The sequence below is a fragment of the Streptomyces bacillaris genome (assembly GCF_003268675.1).
Lineage (GTDB): Bacteria > Actinomycetota > Actinomycetes > Streptomycetales > Streptomycetaceae > Streptomyces > Streptomyces bacillaris.
In genome coordinates this window covers 6027945-6047213 of record NZ_CP029378.1, presented here as the reverse complement: position 1 = coordinate 6047213, position 19269 = coordinate 6027945, and the positions used below count along the sequence as shown (strand labels likewise).

The window sequence follows — 19269 nt, the reverse complement described above, 5'->3', positions numbered from 1 at the left end:
GCGGACCTCAGCCGTCACCCTCCAGGCCCCCACCCGGAACGCGTTCGTCTTCCCGGTCGAGCAGGCGGGGACCCCGAAAGGGGCCCGTCCCACGCGCGTGCGTCGGACGGGCCCCTTCCTTCGTTCAGAGTCAGGCCTTCGCGGGCTCGGCCTCCCGGGGCTCCTCCTCCTTCGGCCCGGGCTGCTGGTCCGGGACGCCTGCCTTGGCCGCTCGCTTGGCGGCCTTCTTCTCGGCGCGGCGTTCCTTGCGGAGTTCGACCATCGCGTACAGCGTCGGGACCAGCACCAGGGTCAGGACCGTGGAGCTGATGAGGCCGCCGATCACCACGACGCCCAGCGGCTGGGAGATGAAGCCGCCGTCGCCGGTGACGCCGAGGGCCATCGGGAGCAGGGCGAAGATGGTGGCCAGGGCGGTCATCAGGATCGGGCGGAAGCGGTGGCGGCCGCCCTCGATGACGGCTTCGACGATGCCGAGGCCCTGGGCGCGGTACTGGTTGATCAGGTCGATCAGCACGATCGCGTTGGTGACCACGATGCCGATGAGCATCAGCAGGCCGATCATCGCGGGAACGCCCAGCGGGGTGCCGGTGACGAGCAGCAGGCCGATGGCACCGGTCGCCGCGAACGGCACCGAGACCAGCAGGATCAGCGGCTGGACGAGGGAGCGGAAGGTGGCGACCAGCAGCATGAAGACGATCGCGATGGCCGCCAGCATGGCGAGGCCCAGCTGCATGAAGGCCTCGTTCTGGTCCTCGGAGACGCCGCCGATGGTGGCGGTGGCGCCGTCGGGGAGGTCCAGGGCGTCGATCTTCGAGGCGAGGGTGGCGCTGACCGCACCGGTGTTGTCACCGACGGGCTTGGCGGTGATGGTCGCCGCGCGCTGGCCGTCGATGCGGGTCATCGAGACCGGGCCGGGGACCAGTTCGACCGTGGCGATGTCGCCCAGCTTCACCGGGCCGAGCGGCAGGGCCTTCAGCTCGGCCATCGTGGCGGCCGGGCGGGCGGACTTGATGACGATGTCGCGCTCGGTGTCGTCCAGCGTCGCGCTGCCGGCCGGGGTGCCGCGTACGGCTCCGGCGACGATCCCGCCGAGGGTGGTGGAGTCGAAACCGGCTGCCGCCGCCTTGTCGTTGGGGGTGACCGCGATGCGCGGGACGCTCTGGGCCAGGTCGCTCTGGACGTCGGTGACGTCCTTGATCGTGGCGACCTCCGTGCGGACCGCCTCCGACGCCTTCTTCAGGACATCGGCGTCCGACGCCTTGACCACGACGCTCAGGTCCTGGGCGCCGAAGCCGTCGCCCGCGGTGATGGTCGTGTCCCCGATGCCGTCGAGCTTGCCGAGGGCCCCGGAGATGCGGTCCTGGGCGTCCTCGTAGTCCTTGGCGTCCTTCAGGGTGACCTGGTACGAGGCCTGGTTGGCGCCCGTACCGCCGCCGAAGGCCGCCATGAAGCCGGAGGAGCCGACGGTGACCTGGTAGTCCTTGACGCCCTTGTCGTCGATGAGGACCTGCTCGACCTTGCGGGCGGCCTCGTCGGCGGCCTGGAGGCTGGTGCCGGGTTCCAGCTTCTGCTTGACGGTGAGGACTTCCTGCTCTCCCGCGTCGAAGAAGTTGGTCTTGAGAAGCGGGAGCATCCCGAAGGTGGCGACGAGCACCGCGGCCGCGATGACCAGGCTGGTGATCCGGCGGCGGGTCGCGAAGCGCAGGACGGGGACGTACAGGCGCTGGAGCTTGCTGGCCGCCTCCTTCTCCTCCGCGAGGCGCCGGGCCTCGGCCGCGTCCTCGGGGGTGCCCTTGGGGGCGCGCAGGAACCAGAAGGAGAGGACCGGGACCACCGTCAGCGAGACCAGCAGCGAGGCCAGCAGCGCGGCGGTGACCGTCAGCGAGAACGAGCCGAAGAGCTGGCCCACCATGCCGCCGACCAGACCGATCGGCAGGAACACCGCGACCGTGGTGAGCGTGGCGGAGGTGACCGCTCCGGCCACCTCCTTGACCGCCGTGATGATCGCCGCCTGGCGCTCCTCCCCGTAGCCGAGGTGGCGCTTGATGTTCTCCAGGACCACGATCGAGTCGTCGACGACCCGGCCGATGGCGATGGTCAGCGCGCCGAGCGTCAGCATGTTGAGCGACAGGTCACGCGTCCAGAGCACGATGAGCGCCAGGACGATGGAGAGCGGGATGGAGACCGCGGTGACCAGCGTCGAGCGGATCGAGGCGAGGAAGACCAGGATCACCAGGACCGCGAAGACCAGGCCGAGCGCGCCCTCGGTGGTGAGACCGGAGATCGACTTGGAGACCGCCGGTCCCTGATCGGAGACGACGGTCAGCTCGGCGCCCGCGCCGAGGTCCTTGCGCAGGTCGGGCAGCTTCTCCTTGACGGCGTCCGAGATGGCGACGGCGCTGCCGTCCTTGTCCATGGTGGCCATCACGGCGAGGCTGGGCTTGCCGTTCGTACGGGTGATGGAGACCGCGGTGGACGGCTCCTGCTTCACCTCCGCCACGTCCCCGATCCGTACGGGCTTCGCCGGCCCCTCCTCCGAGGCGCCCGGCTGCTGCTGGGGGACGACCTGGAGGTTCTCGATCTGCTCCAGCGAGGTGTAGCCGCCGCCGACCTGGATGGTGCGGCTCTTGCCCGCCTCGGAGAAGGAGCCCGCCGGCAGCGTGGCGCCGCCCGCCTGGAGCGCCTGGGCGAGGGAACCCGCGTTCAGCCCGGCCGCCGCCAGCTTCCTGTCGTCGGGGACGACGGAGACCTGGAGCTCCTGGACCCCGTCCACCGTGACCTGGCCGACGCCGTCGATGTCCTGGAGCGCGGGGACGACCGTGCGGTCCAGCTGGTCGGCCAGCGCCTGCTGGTCCTTGTCGGAGGTGACGGCCAGGACCACGGTCGGGATGTCGTCCGTGGAACCGGCGATGACCTGCGGGTCGACCGTCGGGGGCAGTTGGGCGCGGGCCCGGTTCACCGCCTGCTGGATGTCCGCGACGAGCTGCTTGGTGCCCTCGTCGCCGAAGTCGAAGGTCGCCATGATGAGGGCGTTGCCCTCGCTGGCGGTGGAGGTGATCCCCTCGACGCCGTCGACGGCCTTGAGGGAGTTCTCCAGCGGCTCGACGACCTGCTTCTCCACCACGTCGGGGGAGGCGCCCGGGTAAGGGGCCAGCACCGAGACCATCGGGAGTTCGATGGTGGGCAGCAGCTGCTGCTTGAGCTGCGGGATCGCGATCGCGCCGAAGACGAGCGCGACGATCGAGATCAGCCCGATCAGGGCCCGCTGCGCGAGGCTGAATCTGGACAGCCAGGACATGGGTGGGTCTCTCTTCCGTGGCGTGCGAGCGTGCGAGGCGTATGGGCGGGAAAGCGGGGACCCGGGGGCGGTGAACCGGTCCGGGCATCGGTGATCGGTTCCGGAGGTCGGTGAACCGGTTCCGGGGCGGTGAACCGTTCCAGGAGCAGCGATCCGCTCCGGGAGCAGTGAACCGTTCCGGGAGCGGTGAACCGTTCCGAGGTCGGCGCGGGGGACACATCCCGTCCGCTTATACGATCTCCGACTCCGTCCGCCCGGACGTCGGTCCCCGGGCTGCTTTCTTATGCCGCGCATACCGCAGGTGGAGTACGCCTTCTCTCCACCCACCGCGTCGCCCGGGCCCGCCTCACTCCACCCGGGGGCGTACCAGACCCGATTCGTAGGCGATCACGACCAGTTGCGCCCGGTCCCGGGCCGCCACCTTCGCCATCGCCCGGTTCACATGCGTCTTGACGGTGAGCGGGCTGACCGCCAGCCGTTCCGCGATCCGGTCGTTGGAGAGGCCGCCGGCCACCAGGACCAGCACCTCCCGCTCGCGTACGGTCAGCGCGGCCAGCCGCTCCGCGTACTCCGCGCTCTCCGGCCCCTCCCTCGCCGGTGAACTCCCGCCCTGGGCAAGGAAAGTGGCGATGAGCCCCTTGGTCGCCGCCGGGGAGAGCAGCGCCTCGCCCGCCGCCGCGATCCGGATCGCGTTGAGCAGTTCGTCGGGCTCGGCGCCCTTGCCGAGGAAACCGGAGGCCCCGGCGCGCAGGGCCTGGACCACGTACTCGTCGACCTCGAAGGTGGTGAGCATGACCACCCGGACCGCCGCGAGCGCCGGGTCGGTGCTGATCATGCGGGTGGCGGCCAGCCCGTCCGTGCCCGGCATCCGGATGTCCATCAGCACGACGTCGGGGGCGGTGGTCCGGGCCAGCTCCACCGCCTCGGCCCCGTCGGCCGCCTCCCCGACGACCTCCATGCCGGGCTCGGAGTCCACCAGTACCCGGAACGCGCTGCGCAGCAGGGCCTGGTCGTCGGCGAGCAGCACCCTGATGGGCGCCTCGGATGTCCCGGGTGCTCCGGGTGCCTCGGGTGTCTTGGCGGGCTGGGTCATCGGCGCTCCCCCGTCGTGGCCGCCGGGCCGGGCGGTTCCGGTTCGCTGGTGCGGGCCCCTTCACCGGTGGGGGCCTCGATGGGCAGGATCGCATGGACCCGGAACCCGCCCCCGTACCGAGGTCCCGCCGTGAGGGCGCCGCCGAGGGCGGTGACCCGTTCGCGCATGCCGAGCAGGCCGTGGCCGCCGCCGTCGGGGGCGGCCTCGTTCTCCGGGCCCGGTCCGTCGGCCGCGCCGCCCCGCCCGTTGTCCAGGACCGTGATCTCGGCGGTGGCTCCGACCCGTACGACGCTGACCTCAGCCCTGGCCCCGGCGCCCGCGTGTTTGCGTACGTTGGTCAGGGCCTCCTGGATGACCCGGTACGCGGCCAGGTCGACGGCGGAGGGGAGGCCGGGAGCCCGGTCCGCGCCCACCACCTCGACGGGGAGCCCGGCGTTGCGGAAGGTGGCCACCAGCTCGTCCAGGACCGCGAGGCCGGGGGCCGGTTCGGTGGGGGCCTCGGGGTCGCCGGACTGGCGGAGCAGCCCGACGGTGACCCGGAGTTCGTTGAGCGCGGAGCGGCTGGCCTCGCGGACGTGGGCGAGCGCCTCCTTGGCCTGGTCGGGGCGCTTGTCCATGACGTGGGCGGCGACCCCGGCCTGCACATTGACCAGGGCGATGTGGTGGGCGACCACGTCGTGGAGGTCCCGGGCGATCCGCAGCCGCTCCTCCGCGACCCGGCGCCGGGCCTCCTCCTCCCTCGTCCGCTCCGCCCGCTCGGCCCGCTCCCGGATCGCGTCGACGAAGGCGCGGCGGCTGCGTACGGCGTCCCCTGCGGCCGACGCCATCCCGGTCCAGGCGAAGACGCCCAGGTTCTCCTGGCTGTACCAGGGCGTCGAGCCGAAGACCATCGCGGCCACCGTCAGGATCCCCATGGTCAGCAGCCCGACCCGCCAGGTGGTGGGGCGGTCGGTGCGCGAGGCGACGGTGTAGAGCGCGATGACGCTGCTCATCACGACCGGGGCGGGCGGGTCGATGAAGATGTACTCGGTCGCCGCGAGGCCGCCGGTCACCGCGAGGACCGGCATCGGCCGGCGCCGCCGCAGCACGAGGGCCGAGGCGGCGAGCACCATCAGCAGCACGCTGAAGGGCTCGGGCGTGCGGGTCCCGAACGTCGGCCCGTGGCCCTTGCCCGGGTCCGCGAACGAACCGCAGATCATGGCCGTCAGGACGCAGAACGCCAGGGCCGCGTCGAACGCGAGCGGATGGTCCCGAAGCCAGCGGCGGGCCCGTGCGAACCCAGAGGGAAGGGTGGTCACGTCCAGCAACGGTACGGCGTGTCGTGTACGGAACCGTCTCCGCCGGGTGCCGGGACGACCACAACCGGTGCGCCCGGACAGCGCCGTGCCCCGCGTCGGTGGTCGGCGGACCGGACCGGCGCGGGGCACTGGCGGGCGTACACGTGCTGTACGAGTGCTGGTGGAGGCGGAGCCTCCGGATTCAGTTCGGGATGAGTCCGTCGTCGCTGAGCATCGCGCGCACCTCTTCGAGGGTCGCGTCGGGTGCGGGCAGGATCAGCTCCGACGGCTCCAGGGAGTCGTCGGGCAGCGGAGCACCCAGCTCACGCACCTTGTCGAGCAGCGCGTTGAGCGTGGTGCGGAAGCCGGGGCCGTCGCCGCTGTCCATCTCCTTGAGCAGGAGATCGTCCAGCTCGTTCAGCTCGGCGAAGTGACTGTCGGCCAGCTTGACCTGGCCCTCCCCCATGATCCGTACGATCATGACGCCGCCCTCACTACTGCTTGTCGAACTTGTGCGGGGACTGCTGCGGCTGCTGCGTGCCCTGGGCACCGCCCTCGATCGCCTGCTGCGAGGACGAGGAGCCGCCGGCCAGCTCGGCCTTCATGCGCTGGAGCTCCAGCTCCACGTCCGAGCCGCCGGAGATCCGGTCCAGCTCGGCGGCGATGTCGTCCTTCGCCGTGCCGGTCGGGTCGTCCAGGGCGCCGGAGGCGAGCAGCTCGTCGATGGCACCGGCCCGCGCCTGGAGCTGCTGCGTCTTGTCCTCGGCCCGCTGGATCGCGAGGCCGACGTCGCCCATCTCCTCGGAGATGCCGGAGAAGGCCTCCCCGATCCGGGTCTGCGCCTGGGCCGCCGTGTAGGTCGCCTTGATGGTCTCCTTCTTGGTGCGGAAGGCATCGACCTTGGCCTGCAGCCGCTGGGCCGCGAGGGTGAGCTTCTCCTCCTCGCCCTGCAGCGTGGTGTGCTGCGTCTCCAGGTCGGTGACCTGCTGCTGGAGGGCGGCGCGCCGGGACAGCGCCTCACGCGCCAGGTCCTCGCGACCGAGCGCCAGCGCCTTGCGGCCCTGGTCCTCCAGCTTGGACGACTGGCCCTGCAGCTGGTTGAGCTGCAGCTCCAGACGCTTGCGGGACGTCGCCACGTCGGCGACGCCGCGACGCACCTTCTGAAGCAGCTCCAGCTGCTTCTGGTACGAGTAATCCAGGGTCTCGCGCGGATCCTCGGCCCGGTCAAGGGCCTTGTTTGCCTTCGCGCGGAAAAGCATCCCCATACGCTTCATGACACCGCTCATGGGCTTCGCGCGCCCCCTTCTGACGGACTGAGCTCCAGCACTCCCGATAGAACCCACAGTACGGGCCCTGCCTCTATTACCGCACTGTTCGAGTGCGGATGTGCTCCTCCCCAAGGACGAGTGCACCCGGCGACCGCTCCCGCCCAGGGTGTAGGTGGCGGTCAGGGAAACCGATGGTTAAGGCCTGTTCTGCCCCTGTCGGTTGCCTACAGGGACGCCGTCCGTTGCCGGATCGTTCCCGCCCGGGTCCACGAGTCCGCGGGCCGACCCCGTACCCTTGGGTTTTGTGTTCCGTAGCCGTGCCAAGACAGAGAAGGCCCCCACCGATCAGGTGACGGCGGACCTCTCCAAGCAGCCCCGCGACCCGCAGGCTCCCAAGGGTCGCCCCACCCCCAAGCGCAGCGAGGCCCAGACGCAGCGCCGACGCGCCGCGTCCAGTGCGCCGACCGACCGCAAGGCGGCCGTGAAGCGCCAGCGGGAAGCGCGCCGCGCCGACCTGGCCCGGCAGCGCGAGGCGCTGGCCTCGGGCGACGAGCGCTATCTGCCGGTCCGCGACAAGGGCCCGGTGCGGCGCTTCGTCCGTGACTACGTGGACTCGCGCTTCTGCGTCGCCGAGTGGTTCCTGCCGCTCGCCGTGATCATCCTGATCCTCAGCGTGATCCAGGTGCAGAACATCCAGAGCATCTCGCTGCTGCTCTGGATGGGTGTGATCATCCTGATCGTGATCGACTCGATCGGTCTGTCGATCCGGCTGAAGAAGCAGCTTCGGGAGCGCTTCCCGGACACGCCCAAGCGCGGTGCCGTCGCCTACGGTCTGATGCGCACGCTCCAGATGCGTCGTCTGCGGCTCCCGAAGCCGCAGGTCAAGCGCGGAGAGCGGCCCTGAGCACGGAGGTCTCCGGCGCTCCTGGGCTCTGTCCGGCGAGCCCCGGATCCGTGCGGGACACCGTCCGCCAGGAGCTGGTCGCCCGGCAGCTGGACGAGCAGATAGCCGGGCGCTTCCCGGTCGGTCAGCGGTTGCGCATCCTGGACGTCGGCATGGGCCGGGGTGTCCAGGCGCTGCGGCTCGCGCGGGCCGGTCACTCGGTGACCGGTCTGGAGTCGGACGCCGGCCTGCTGGGCGCGGCCCGTGAGGCGCTGTCGACCGAGCCGGAGGGCATCCGGGAGCGGGTCCGGCTGATCGAGGGGGACGGCCGGGAGACCGGTGTGCACTTCCTGCCGGGCAGCTTCGACGTGGTGCTCTGCCACGGCGTGCTGATGTACGTCGAGGAGCCCGACCCGATGCTGGCAGGGCTGGCCCGCATGCTGGCTCCGGGCGGCCTGCTCTCCCTCCTCGTACGGAACGCGGACGCGCTCGCGATGCGCCCCGCGCTCGCCGGTGACTTCGGCGCGGCCCTCGCGGCCTTCGACTCGGCCACGTACACCGATGACCTCGGCACCACCGTGCGGGCCGACCGGCTGGACGCGCTGCGCGCCACCCTGGCCGGGATCGCCGCCCCGCTGCACGCCTGGTACGGGGTGCGGGTCTTCACGGACAACGTGGCCGACGGCACCGAGCTGCCTCCCGGGGAGCTGGAGCGGGTGCTGACCCTGGAGGACCGGGCGGCGCGGACCGACCCGTACCGGAGCGTCGCGGCACTGCTGCATCTGTGCGGGGTGCGCGGCTAGGAAGCCGTACAGGGGTGCCTTCCCGGCGTACGGAGGTCGCTTTCGGGCAGCCCTCGTTCGGCCCATCAGCACAGGCACCCGAAAGGGTGGGGGCACCAGACTCCGGTTATGGAGATTCCGGTTCTGGACGACGCATCCCCCTCGGCTCCCCGCTCCCCCGGCCGCGCACGGCGGCTGCTGCTTACCCTGTCCGCGGGGGCCTGCGCGCTCGCCCTGGCCACCGGGTGCTCCGGCGCGGATCCGGCTGCCGCCCCCGCCGCCGCCAAGGCCACCCCCTCCGGTACGGCCCAGGGCTCGGTGACCCGTGACACCGCCGACCTGGAGGGCGCCTACCAGGCCGTCATCAACGACGTGCTGCCCTCGGTGGTGCAGATCGACGCCTCGGACAGCCTCGGCTCCGGGATCGTCTACGACGACAAGGGCCATGTCGTCACCAACGCGCATGTGATCGGCGAAGAGAAGTCGTTCAAGGTCACCGTCGCCACCGGGGAGGCGGTGCTGGACGCCACGCTGGTCTCCTCCTATCCGGAGCAGGATCTCGCGGTCATCAAACTCGACGAGGTGCCCGACGCGCTGAAGCCCGCGAAGTTCGGTGACGCGGAGAAGGTCGAGGTCGGGCAGATCGTGATGGCGATGGGCTCGCCGCTCGGCCTCTCCAGCAGCGTCACCCAGGGCATCGTCTCGGCGCTCGGCCGGACGGTGAGCGAGAGCCGGTCGGGCGGCGGTACCGGCGCCACGATCGCCAACATGGTGCAGACCTCGGCGGCGATCAACCCGGGGAACAGCGGCGGGGCGCTGGTCAACCTGCGGAGCGAGGTGATCGGCATCCCGACCCTCGCGGCGACGGACCCGCAGATGGGCGACAGCGCGGCGCCGGGCATCGGCTTCGCGATCCCCGTCTCGATGGTGCGGACGGTCGCCGACCAGATCATCAAGGACGGCAAGGTCACCGACTCGGGCCGGGCGGCGCTGAACATCACCGGCCGTACGGTCGTCGACGACTCCTACCGGCCGGCCGGGGTCGCGCTGGTGAGCGTGGACCGGGGCGGGGCCGCGGACGAGGCGGGGCTGCGGGCCGGGGACATCGTCACGAAGATCGGGGACTCCGAGGTCACCACCGTCACCTCGCTCTCCGAGGCGCTGGCGGGTGACAAGCCGGGCGACAGGGTGACGGTGACGTACACCCGGGGCGGCGACAGCAGGACGGCGGAGGTCACGCTCGGGGAGATCTGAGCACAGTGCGTGCGGGAAGGGGCGGTACGGGAGATTCCGTACCGCCCCTTCCGCTGCCCGGGTCTCAGGCGCCGTCGGCCTGGAGGCTCATCGGGCCGTAGATCTTCACCGAGTCCTCGAAGAGCGTCACCTGGGCGGCACCGCCCTCCAGCAGCTCCTTCCAGTACTCCCCGATCCAGGACTCCGCGTCGCCCTGGGTGGTGAACTCCTCCGGCTGCAGTGCCGGCTCCGTCTCCGTGCCGTCGGACTTCTCGAACCGCCACGTCCACGCCATGTCCGCCTCCTGGGTCACGTTGCTGCCCGATCCTGGGTCAGTTGCTGCCCGAAGCCTAGCCGGGCGCGCACCTGGCGGGGGGACACGGGAGGATCAAGGTGTGGAACTGACTCTGCTCGGCACCGGAGCCCCCGAAGGGCTGCCCCGCCCCTCCTGCCCCTGCGCGGTCTGCGCCCGGGCCCACGGCCCGTGGGCGCGGGCCGCGACCGCCCTGCTGGTCGACGACGCGCTGCTGCTCGACCTGACCCCGGGGGCGGTCTTCGCGGCCGCCCGCGCGGGGCACTCGCTGAGCGCGGTACGCCAGGTGCTGCTGACCCATCCGCACGACGGGCCCGCCGTCGAACTGCCGCCCACCCTGCCGCCGGCCGGGCGGGTGCCGGACGGCCAGGTGCTGACGCTGATCAGCGGGCACCGGGTGCGGGCGGTGCCGATGGACGCGCCGGGGACCGGTTACGAGGTCGGCTCACCGGACGGTGAACGGCTGCTGTACCTGCCGCCCGGGGCCGCGCCCGCCGGTCTCGATGGGCGGGCGGAGCGCCCGTACGACCTGGTGGTCTGCGATGTGGTGGGGCGCCCCGACGCCGTGGCGCGGCTGCGGGCGGTGGGCGCGGTCGGGCCGACCACCGAGGTGATCGCGGTCCATCTGGACCACGACGCCCCGCCGGGTGCGGCGCTGGACCGGCTCCTCGCGGCGGCCGGGGCACGGGCGGTGCCGGACGGGACGACGCTGGCGGTGGGCGAGTATCCGGTGGTGCCGGACGTGCCGCGCCGGGTGCTGGTGACGGGGGGCGCCCGGTCGGGGAAGTCGCTGGAGGCGGAGCGGCGCTTGGAGACGTTCCCCGAGGTGGTGTACGTGGCGACCGGCGGGCGGCGCGGCGGGGACCCGGAGTGGGCGGCCCGGGTGGCGCTGCACCGGGAGCGCAGGCCGGGCGCGTGGCGGACCGAGGAGACCTGCGAGCTGGTGGGGCTGCTGGCGGCGGAGGGGCCGCCGCTGCTGATCGACTGCCTGTCGCTCTGGCTGACCGACGCGATGGACCGGGTGGACGCCTGGGAGGACGTGCGGTGGCGGGAGGGCGGTGAGACCGCTCTGCGGGCGCGGGTCGCGGAACTGGTGGCCGCGGTGCGTGGGACCCGCCGTCAGGTGGTGCTGGTGACCAACGAGGTGGGTTCGGGCGTGGTCCCGGCGACCCCTGCGGGGCGGCGGTTCCGGGACGAGCTGGGGCGGCTGAACGCGGCGGTGGCGGCCGAGTGCGAGGAAGTGCTGCTGGTGGTGGCGGGGCAGGCGGTGGTGGTGCGGGGGTGAGGAGGGCCAGGCGGGGGTGAGGGGGCCTCACTTGGGCTGAGGATGCCTCGCTTGGGGTGAGGGGTCTCGCTTGGGGTGAGGGGTCTCGCTTGGGGTGAGGGGTCTCGCTTGGGGTGAGGGGTCTCGCTTGGGGTGAGGGGGCCTCGCTTGCGGGCGTTGCGCCAGTGAGATGGTCTCGAGTGAGGACATCACATCCGTTAAGGGGTCTCACGTAGCGGTCTTGCGTCCGTTAAGGGGTCTCACGTGGCGGTCTCGCGTCCGTGAAGGGGTCTCACGTGGCCATGCCGCGGCCGTGAAGGGGTGTCACCGGTGCCGGGCTGCTTCCTCAGGGCGGGCGGTACTGTTCCCGGCAGGGGCCCGGCGCCGGGTTCCCGGCCCGGAAACCGACGTGACGACCCGCGAGGCAGACCTCCGTGAATCTGGACGACTTCTCCGACCTGATCGAACGCCCCGACGGGGGCGTCCGGCGCGATGCCGAGGAACGGCGGGAGCGGCTGAGCGTCCCGCCGGGGGCGCTGGGCCGGCTCGACGAGCTGGGCGAGTGGCTGAGCGCCGCGCAGCAGTCCGTACCGGTCAAGGCCGTCGAGCAGCCGCGCGTGGTCCTCTTCGCCGCCGACCACGGGGTGGCGGAGCTGGACGTCTCCGGGCGGGCCGCGGGCACCACCCATGAGCTGGTCCGGGCGGCCCTGGACGGGGCGAGCCCGGTGGCGGTGCTGGCCCGGCGCTTCGCGGTGCCGCTGCGCATCGTGGACGCGGGGATCGACTGCGACCCGGAGCTGCTGCCCGAGTCCGTCGTACGGCACCGGGTGCGGCGGGGGTCCGGGCGCATCGACATCGAGGACGCGCTCACCGCCGAGGAGACCGAGCGGGCCGTCCGCCTGGGCATGGCCATCGCCGACGAGGAGGCCGACTCCGGAACCGATCTGGTGGCGCTCGGGGACCTGAGCGTGGGCGGGACCACGGCCGCCGCGACGCTGGTCGCCGCGCTCTGCGGCACCGACGCGTCGGTGGTGACCGGGCGCGGTGGTGCGGGTATCGACGATCTGGCCTGGATGCGCAAGTGCGCCGCGATCCGGGACGCGCTGCGGCGGGCCCGGCCGGTCCTCGGTGACCAGCTGGAGCTGCTGGCCACGGTGGGCGGGGCGGATCTGGCCGCGATGACGGGGTTCCTGCTCCAGTCGGCGGTGCGGCGGATGCCGGTGATCCTGGACGGGGTCGTCGGGGCGGCCTGTGCGCTGGTGGCGCAGCGGGCGGCGTTCCGGGCGCCGGACTGGTGGCTGGCCGGGCAGGTCAGCGGGGAGCCCGCGCAGTCGAAGGCGCTGGACCGGATGGCGCTGACCCCGCTGCTGGACCACGGGGTGACGGTGGGCGAGGGCACGGGGGCGCTGCTGGCCCTGCCGCTGGTGCAGGCGGCGGCCGCGCTCGCCGCCGAGCTGCCGGAGCGTACGCCGGTGACGGCCGGGGAGGACACCGAAGGGCCCTCCGAGGGCCAGGACACGGACGACGTGAAGGTGCTCGACGCGACCTGAGAGGGCCGGGACCGACGGGTGGGGCGGGCGGCCCCGCCGGGGGCGCCCGCCGCCCTCCTCCCCGTACGGCCTCGCACTCCACACACGCCCATATGTCCGTAATGCGCCATATGATCCACTCCTATGGGAGAGGTTCGATCGGCCGAAGAGGCAGCCCGGCGCAGTACCGTCCGGTCCCGGCGCAGTGCGGCGTTCGCCATCTGGTACCTGCGCGTCGTCTCGTTCATCAATTTCCTGAGCGCCGTGTGGGTCACGCTCGGCCAGGACCTGCGCCGCCACGACACCGAGAACTACTTCACGCCGTATCTGCTCACCGCCGGGTTCTCCTCCGGGGTCATCGCCCTGTTCCTGGCGGTCACGATGCGGCGGCGGAAGCGGGCCGCCTGGATCGTGAACATGGTCCTGGGCGGGCTGGTGCTCCTGGCCCTGATCCTCGCGTTCTTCTTCGCGGAGATCCGGCAGCACGCCCAGAACTGGGTCTCGCTGGCGCTGACGGCCGCCTTCGTCGTGGCGCTGGTGCTGGGGCGGCGGGAGTTCTACGCCAAGGGCGACCGCTCCAACCCGAAGCTCGCCGCCCTGGTCGCCGTCGTGGGGCTGCTCGTCACCTCGCTGATCGCGACGGCCCTGGTCACCGTCACCAACACCGCCCACGACGACTACCGCTCGACCTTCCTGGACCGCTGGCGCTACGGGGCGCTGCGGCTGATCTCGGTGGCCGCCGACGACTCGCGCTTCCCCGGGATCACCACCCCCGGCTGGGTCAACGTGGTCATCAACATCCTCTCGACGCTGCTGCTGATCGCCGTCGTCTACGCCGCGTTCCGCTCCCGCCGGGCCGTCGACCCGCTCTCCCCCGAGGACGAGGCGAAGCTGCGCGCCCTGCTGGACAAGCACGGCGACCGGGACTCGCTCGGCTACTTCTCGCTGCGCCGGGAGAAGAGCGCCGTGTGGTCCCCGACCGGGAAGGCCGCCGTGGTCTACCGGGTGGTCGGCGGGGTCTCGCTGGCCTCCGGCGACCCGATCGGCGACCCCGAGGCCTGGCCCGGCGCGATCGACCCGTGGCTCGCGGAGGCCCGGGAGCACGGCTGGATCCCGGCCGTGATGGGCGCGAGCGAGGAGGCGGGCACGGTCTACGCCCGGCACGGACTGGACGCCCTGGAACTGGGTGACGAGGCGATCGTGGAGACGGCCGAGTTCACGCTCGACGGACGGGCCATGCGCGGGGTGCGCCAGGCCTACAACCGGGTCAAGCGGGCCGGTTACGAGGTGACCATCCGACGCCACGCGGACATCCCCGAGGCCGAGATGGCCGAGCTGGTCCGGCGCGCCGACGAGTGGCGCGACGGGGCCACCGAACGCGGCTTCTCCATGGCGCTCGGCCGGCTCGGGGACCCGGCGGACGGGCAGTGCGTGATGCTGGAGTGCCGGAACGCGGGCGAAGGGGACGAGGGCGAGGGAGACGAGAAGGGCGAACTGCGGGCGCTCCTCAGCTTCGTCCCCTGGGGTCCCCACGGTCTCTCCCTGGACCTGATGCGCCGGGACCGCGAGGCGGAGAACGGCCTCACGGAGTTCATGGTGATCCAGCTCCTCCAGCGCTCCGGCGAGATCGGGATCACTCAGGTCTCGCTCAACTTCGCCATGTTCCGCTCCGTCTTCGAGAGGGGATCGCGGCTCGGCGCGGGACCGGTGCTGAGGCTGTGGCGTGCGCTGCTGAGCTTCTTCTCGCGCTGGTGGCAGATCGAGTCGCTCTACCGGGCCAACGCCAAGTACCGACCGATCTGGGAGCCGCGTTTCATGTTGTTCGAGAAGAGCGCCGATCTGGCGCGCATCTCCATCGCGGCGGGCCGCGCCGAAGGGTTCCTGGAGGCGCCGGGGCTGCCCAAGTGGCTGCACCGCGCGCGTCTCGGCGCCCAGAGATGAGCGCCACCCGGACGAGCAGCCCCGGGACGGGCCGCTCCGGAGCGCGGACGGGCCGCTTCCCCGCGCTCCGCCGGGCCGCGCTGCGCGAGTGGGGCCCGCTCTTCACCACCGTACGGAACGGGCTCCGTGAGCGCGGTGTGCGGGCGCTCGCGCTGACCCTTACGGCGGTGACGCTGACCGCGACCGTCCAGCTGATCCAGAACCAGGCGTGGGGCCACGGCCCCGTGCAAGCCCTCGGGGCGGTGCGGGCCGAGGACCCGGTGTGGCTGGCTCTGCTGCGTACGCCTCTCTCGCTCTTCGTCCCCGCGCTCGATCTGCCGGTGTGGGGTGCGCTGGCGCAGATCCTGCTGGTGTTCGGCATCGCGGAGGTGTGCCTGGGGCGGTGGCGGACGCTGGTGATCGCGTACGTCGCCACGCTCGCGGGGACGCTGTACGCCCGGGTCGGCATCGCGCTCGGCCCGGACGCGTTCCTGGGGCTGCCGGCCTCGGACGCGCAGGTGGTGGACACCGGGCCGTCGGCGGCGGTGGTGGGGCTCGCGGTGTACGTCTGCCATGCCCGACGGGCCTGGTTCACCGGGGCGCTGGTGATCGTCGCGATGGTCGTGGAGGTCCTGGTCAAGGACAACCTGGCGGGCCGGGAGCATCTGGCCTCCATCGCCGCGGTCCTGGTGATCTGTGCCGTACGGGAGTGGCTCGGGCGGCGGCGGGCAGGCCGGGATCAGGGCTTGCGGGCCGGTGGCAGCGGGGCGCGGTCCGGGGCGCCACCGATGAGGTCCTGAAACTTCCGGCGCGGGCCCGCCCACCGCACGTCGTGGTGGTAGGCGCGCAGCACCGCCTTGGAGCGGGCGCGGTGGCGGTTGCGGTAGAACCGCCTGGCCCAGGGCGAGGTGGGACGGGCCAGCCGGAGCGCGCCGACCAGCGCGACGAACGGGACGAGGGTGCCCACCACCGCCATCCGGGTCTTGCCCTTGAACAGCGTGATCAGGACGAAGCAGAAGTTGATCACGTACGTGGTGATGACGCCGAGCCTGCTCTGCTGCTCCTCGTCCGTCACGTCGTCGACACCGAGCGGGGAGAATCCCGCCAGGACCAGCACCACCAGCGAGGCGGTCAGCACGACCACCTCCACGCTCTGGCGGCCCTCCTCGGTCCAGTAGACGTCGTCCAGGTGGAGGATCAGCGCGAACTCGTCCAGCACCAGACCGGCCCCGACCCCGAAGATCACCGCGCAGAGCCCGGCGGCCACCCCGTGCCGCCCGGTCGCCACCGCGCCGAAGCCGCCGACCACCGTCAGCACGACACCGGGCACCACATGGTGGATGTGCAGCCCGCCGGGGGTGATGTTGCGGAACGGGCCCTTCCCCGCACGGATCATCCGCGTGATCGTGCGCGTGATCGCGAAGGTCAGGACGAAGGCGGCCAGCGCGAGGAGCAGGGGGAGCTTGCCCGGCTCGGCGATGTTGGTGTGCCACCAGTTACCCATGCCACCCGCTCCCGATTTCTGCCGGTTCACCACTTCCAGCACGTTTCACGCCAATCTATCGGGCGGCGGGAGCGGCTAGCCTGCCCGCGGTGACCTCCCTGAACGGCCATGGCCTGCGTTTCGCCTTCGGCACCCTCACCGTGCTGCCCGTCCGCGTGACCCATTGGGACCGCGCAACCGCCCGGAGCGGCATGCTCTGCGCCCCGCTCGCCGGGCTCGTCGTCGGACTGCTCGCCGCCGCGCTCGGCGCGCTGTCGCTGCTGGCCGGGTCGGGGCCGCTGCTCGCCGCGGTCGCCTCCGTCGCGGTGCCCGCCGCGCTCACCCGGGGGCTGCACCTGGACGGCCTCGCGGACACGGCGGACGGACTGGGCAGCGGGAAGCCGGCCGAGGACGCGCTGCGGATCATGAAGCAGTCCGACATTGGGCCGTTCGGTGTCATCACCCTGCTCCTGGTCCTGCTGGCCCAGGTCGCGGTCCTCTTCCAGCTGTACGGGGAGGAGGGCTGGGCGCACGGCGCGCTCGGGGCCGTCGTGGCGGCCGTCGCCGCCCGGCTGGCGCTCACCCTGGCGTCCCGTCAGGGGGTCCCGGCGGCCCGGCCGGAGGGGCTCGGCGCGGTGGTGGCGGGCACGGTCCCGGTGGGGCGGGCGGTGGCCGTGGCGGCGGTGACGGTGGCCCTGTGCGCGGCGGCGGGCGCGGTGTTCGGCCCGTACGGGGCACTGCACCACGCCCTCGCGGTGGTGGCCGCCCTGGCCGCCGCCGAACTCCTGTTGCGCCACTGCGTGCGGCGGTTCGGCGGGGTGACCGGGGACGTGTTCGGCGGGGTGGCGGAGACGGCGGCGACAGCGGCCCTGGTGGCGCTGGCACTCGGGCGCTGACGCCGTGGAAGGGTCGCGCGCCCTGCCCCGGTCCCGACGCCGTGAAGGCTCGCGGGCCCGCCGGCGTACCGGCGGAAAACGGTTCCCTGTCCGGCCGGAACCGACCGCCTTACCGGTCGGGAACCGCCCGCCGCCGTAACCCCGGGCGAACGGCGCGCGTAGGCTCGTTCACGGCACGTCGCACAGACGTCTACGATGCGCCGGGCACGGTCGCCCCACCCCTCGGCCGAACAGGAACTCAACGGAAGCGAGATTTCACCACCGTGACTGCTCTCACTCTCAGCACTGCCGGTGCGGCGACGCTGCGCGCCGACGCACTCGTCGTCGGCGTCGCGAAGGGCGTCGGCTCCAAGTCGGGGAACCTGGTCCTCGCGCCGGGCGCCGAGGCCGTGGACAAGGCGTTCGACGGAAAGCTCGCCTCCGTTCTCGCGACCCTGGGGGCCGTGGGAGCCGAGGGCGAACTGACCAAGCTGCCCGCGCCGTCCGGCCTCAAGGTCCCGGTCGTCGTCGCGGTCGGGCTCGGCCCGGTCCCGGACAAGGAGGACGCGTACGACGCCGAGGCGCTGCGCCGTGCCGCGGGCACCGCCGCCCGTGCGCTGGCCGGTTCCAAGAAGGCCGGCTTCGCGCTGCCCGCCGCCTCCGTCGAGGACGCCGCGGCCGTCGCGGAGGGCGCCCTGCTCGGCTCGTACGCCTTCACCGCCTACCAGGGCGGCGAGAACAAGCTCGCCCCCAAGGACGCCAAGGCCAAGGACAGCGGCCCGAAGCTCCCGCTCGCCGAGATCGCCCTCGTCGGCGCCAAGCCGCGCGACAAGGCGTACAAGGCGGCCGTCGAGCGCGCCCTCGCCCTGGCCGAGGAGATCAACCGCGCCCGCGACCTGATCAACACCCCGCCGAACGACCTGTACCCCGAGTCCTTCGCCGCCGTGGCCACCGCCGCGGGCAAGGAGCACGGCATCAAGGTGCAGGTGCTCGACGAGAAGGCCCTCGTCAAGGGCGGCTTCGGCGGTCTCCTGGGCGTCGGCCAGGGCTCCACCCACGGCCCGCGCCTGGTGAAGCTGGCCTACACCCACCCCAAGGCGGAGAAGACCCTCGCCCTCGTCGGCAAGGGCATCACCTACGACTCGGGCGGCATCTCGCTCAAGCCGGCCGGCCACAACGAGACGATGAAGTGCGACATGAGCGGTGCCGCCGCCGTGTTCGCCGCCGTCGTCGCGGCCGCCCGCCTGGGGCTGAAGGTCAACGTCACCGGCTGGCTGGCGCTGGCCGAGAACATGCCCTCCGGCAACGCCACCCGCCCCGGTGACGTGCTGCGCATGTACAGCGGCAAGACCGTCGAGGTCCTCAACACCGACGCCGAGGGCCGGCTCGTCCTGGCCGACGCGCTGACCCGCGCCTCGGAGGAGAAGCCGGACGCGATCGTCGACGTGGCGACCCTGACCGGTGCGATGGTCCTGGCGCTCGGCAACCGCACCTTCGGCATCATGGCCAACGACGACGCCTTCCGTACCTCGATCCACGAGATCGCGGAGGAGGTCGGCGAGGCCTCCTGGCCGATGCCGCTCCCGGCCGACCTGCGCAAGGGCATGGACTCCCCCACCGCCGACATCGCCAACATGGGCGAGCGGATGGGCGGCGGTCTGGTCGCCGGTCTCTTCCTGAAGGAGTTCGTGGGCGAGGGCATCGCCTGGGCCCACCTGGACATCGCGGGCCCGGCCTTCCACGAGGGCGCCCCGTACGGCTACACGCCCAAGGGCGGCACCGGCTCCGCGGTCCGCACCCTGGTCAGGCTGGCCGAGCGCACCGCCGACGGCGACCTGGGCTGAGTGATCAGTCATGTACGGCCCCGGGCATAGGTCCGGGGCCGTACGTGTTGTCGCAGCGGAAGCGGCAAGGAAGGTGACGGAGGACGGCCGGGTTTCGCTCTCGATGAACACCGGCCGAATCCGTAGGTAACTACGCAGCAGTAACCCTCCGGAACGGACGATCATCCGTCCCGGACCCGGGCCCCGCGTCCCGCTCACCGTCGACAA

Annotated in this window: 16 protein-coding genes; 9 read left to right on the top strand and 7 right to left on the bottom strand. The window is 72.3% G+C overall.

Features of this window, described 5'->3' with window-relative positions; genetic code table 11:
• Positions 1 to 130: 130 nt before the first annotated feature.
• From DJ476_RS26245 to DJ476_RS26225, 5 genes are all read right to left on the bottom strand, one after another.
• A complete protein-coding gene (locus DJ476_RS26245; protein WP_103416216.1) occupies positions 131 to 3298 on the bottom strand; it encodes an efflux RND transporter permease subunit in 3168 nt (1055 codons plus the stop codon).
• Between the two features lie 346 nt (positions 3299 to 3644).
• Positions 3645 to 4391, bottom strand: a complete 747-nt coding sequence (locus DJ476_RS26240; RefSeq protein WP_112491713.1) for a response regulator — start codon at positions 4389 to 4391, stop codon at positions 3645 to 3647.
• Positions 4388 to 5689, bottom strand: coding sequence for a sensor histidine kinase (locus tag DJ476_RS26235; RefSeq protein ID WP_103416443.1), 1302 nt, complete (start codon positions 5687 to 5689; stop codon positions 4388 to 4390). Before DJ476_RS26235 ends, DJ476_RS26240 begins: the two co-directional genes overlap by 4 nt.
• Positions 5690 to 5870: 181 nt before the next feature.
• The gene (gene pspAA / locus DJ476_RS26230) at positions 5871 to 6149 is read right to left on the bottom strand and encodes a PspA-associated protein PspAA (RefSeq protein WP_018486713.1); all 279 of its coding nucleotides are present in this window, start codon (positions 6147 to 6149) and stop codon (positions 5871 to 5873) included.
• A gap of 13 nt (positions 6150 to 6162) precedes the next feature.
• Complete coding sequence (locus tag DJ476_RS26225) at positions 6163 to 6942, bottom strand: PspA/IM30 family protein (protein ID WP_103416218.1); 780 nt, start codon at positions 6940 to 6942, stop codon at positions 6163 to 6165.
• Positions 6943 to 7240: 298 nt separating this feature from the next.
• Here DJ476_RS26225 and DJ476_RS26220 point away from each other — a divergent pair, with 298 nt between their 5' ends.
• From DJ476_RS26220 to DJ476_RS26210, 3 genes are all read left to right on the top strand, one after another.
• On the top strand, positions 7241 to 7840 hold the full coding sequence (locus DJ476_RS26220; protein ID WP_026237281.1) for a DUF3043 domain-containing protein: 600 nt from the start codon (positions 7241 to 7243) through the stop codon (positions 7838 to 7840).
• Positions 7841 to 7914: 74 nt separating this feature from the next.
• Positions 7915 to 8622 carry a class I SAM-dependent methyltransferase gene (locus DJ476_RS26215; protein ID WP_112492629.1) on the top strand — a complete coding sequence of 236 codons (708 nt, stop codon included), beginning with the start codon at positions 7915 to 7917 and terminating at the stop codon, positions 8620 to 8622.
• A gap of 108 nt (positions 8623 to 8730) precedes the next feature.
• Positions 8731 to 9855 (top strand): S1C family serine protease, encoded by a 1125-nt coding sequence (locus DJ476_RS26210; protein ID WP_103416220.1) that lies wholly within the window; start codon positions 8731 to 8733, stop codon positions 9853 to 9855.
• A 64-nt stretch (positions 9856 to 9919) separates the two neighbouring features.
• Here the strand turns inward: DJ476_RS26210 and DJ476_RS26205 are convergent, their stop codons facing one another.
• Entirely contained in the window at positions 9920 to 10129 is a 210-nt protein-coding gene (locus DJ476_RS26205) for a hypothetical protein (protein WP_070203404.1), read from the bottom strand.
• Between the two features lie 100 nt (positions 10130 to 10229).
• Here DJ476_RS26205 and DJ476_RS26200 point away from each other — a divergent pair, with 100 nt between their 5' ends.
• The 4 genes from DJ476_RS26200 to DJ476_RS35200 all read left to right on the top strand — a co-directional run bounded on the left by DJ476_RS26200 (position 10230) and on the right by DJ476_RS35200 (position 15660).
• A complete protein-coding gene (locus DJ476_RS26200; RefSeq protein ID WP_112491712.1) occupies positions 10230 to 11432 on the top strand; it encodes a bifunctional adenosylcobinamide kinase/adenosylcobinamide-phosphate guanylyltransferase in 1203 nt (400 codons plus the stop codon).
• A 413-nt stretch (positions 11433 to 11845) separates the two neighbouring features.
• Positions 11846 to 12961 carry a nicotinate-nucleotide--dimethylbenzimidazole phosphoribosyltransferase gene (gene cobT / locus DJ476_RS26195; protein WP_112491711.1) on the top strand — a complete coding sequence of 372 codons (1116 nt, stop codon included), beginning with the start codon at positions 11846 to 11848 and terminating at the stop codon, positions 12959 to 12961.
• A gap of 123 nt (positions 12962 to 13084) precedes the next feature.
• A complete protein-coding gene (locus DJ476_RS26190; protein ID WP_112491710.1) occupies positions 13085 to 14881 on the top strand; it encodes a phosphatidylglycerol lysyltransferase domain-containing protein in 1797 nt (598 codons plus the stop codon).
• Positions 14878 to 15660, top strand: coding sequence for a hypothetical protein (locus DJ476_RS35200; protein ID WP_162638794.1), 783 nt, complete (start codon positions 14878 to 14880; stop codon positions 15658 to 15660). Before DJ476_RS26190 ends, DJ476_RS35200 begins: the two co-directional genes overlap by 4 nt.
• On the opposite strand, the gene DJ476_RS26180 is transcribed toward DJ476_RS35200, so the two are convergent.
• Positions 15600 to 16364, bottom strand: a complete 765-nt coding sequence (locus DJ476_RS26180) for a hypothetical protein (RefSeq protein ID WP_103416224.1) — start codon at positions 16362 to 16364, stop codon at positions 15600 to 15602. The two genes, DJ476_RS35200 and DJ476_RS26180, sit on opposite strands and share 61 nt — an antisense overlap.
• An 89-nt stretch (positions 16365 to 16453) precedes the next feature.
• Here DJ476_RS26180 and DJ476_RS26175 point away from each other — a divergent pair, with 89 nt between their 5' ends.
• Both DJ476_RS26175 and DJ476_RS26170 read left to right on the top strand, forming a co-directional pair.
• Complete coding sequence (locus DJ476_RS26175; RefSeq protein WP_103416225.1) at positions 16454 to 17239, top strand: adenosylcobinamide-GDP ribazoletransferase; 786 nt, start codon at positions 16454 to 16456, stop codon at positions 17237 to 17239.
• A gap of 263 nt (positions 17240 to 17502) precedes the next feature.
• Positions 17503 to 19062, top strand: coding sequence for a leucyl aminopeptidase (locus DJ476_RS26170; RefSeq protein ID WP_070203258.1), 1560 nt, complete (start codon positions 17503 to 17505; stop codon positions 19060 to 19062).
• Positions 19063 to 19269 lie beyond the last annotated feature (207 nt).

What these genes read in the sequence shown, in the direction of transcription:
- DJ476_RS26180 (WP_103416224.1), bottom strand. Translation starts at nt 16,364, where the DNA reads ATGGGTAACTGGTGGCACACCAACATCGCCGAGCCGGGCAAGCTCCCC.
- DJ476_RS26240 (WP_112491713.1), bottom strand. Translation starts at nt 4,391, where the DNA reads ATGACCCAGCCCGCCAAGACACCCGAGGCACCCGGAGCACCCGGGACA.
- DJ476_RS26205 (WP_070203404.1), bottom strand. Translation starts at nt 10,129, where the DNA reads ATGGCGTGGACGTGGCGGTTCGAGAAGTCCGACGGCACGGAGACGGAG.
- DJ476_RS26225 (WP_103416218.1), bottom strand. Translation starts at nt 6,942, where the DNA reads ATGAAGCGTATGGGGATGCTTTTCCGCGCGAAGGCAAACAAGGCCCTT.
- DJ476_RS35200 (WP_162638794.1), top strand. Translation starts at nt 14,878, where the DNA reads ATGAGCGCCACCCGGACGAGCAGCCCCGGGACGGGCCGCTCCGGAGCG.
- pspAA (WP_018486713.1), bottom strand. Translation starts at nt 6,149, where the DNA reads ATGATCGTACGGATCATGGGGGAGGGCCAGGTCAAGCTGGCCGACAGT.
- DJ476_RS26190 (WP_112491710.1), top strand. Translation starts at nt 13,085, where the DNA reads ATGGGAGAGGTTCGATCGGCCGAAGAGGCAGCCCGGCGCAGTACCGTC.
- DJ476_RS26210 (WP_103416220.1), top strand. Translation starts at nt 8,731, where the DNA reads ATGGAGATTCCGGTTCTGGACGACGCATCCCCCTCGGCTCCCCGCTCC.
- DJ476_RS26245 (WP_103416216.1), bottom strand. Translation starts at nt 3,298, where the DNA reads ATGTCCTGGCTGTCCAGATTCAGCCTCGCGCAGCGGGCCCTGATCGGG.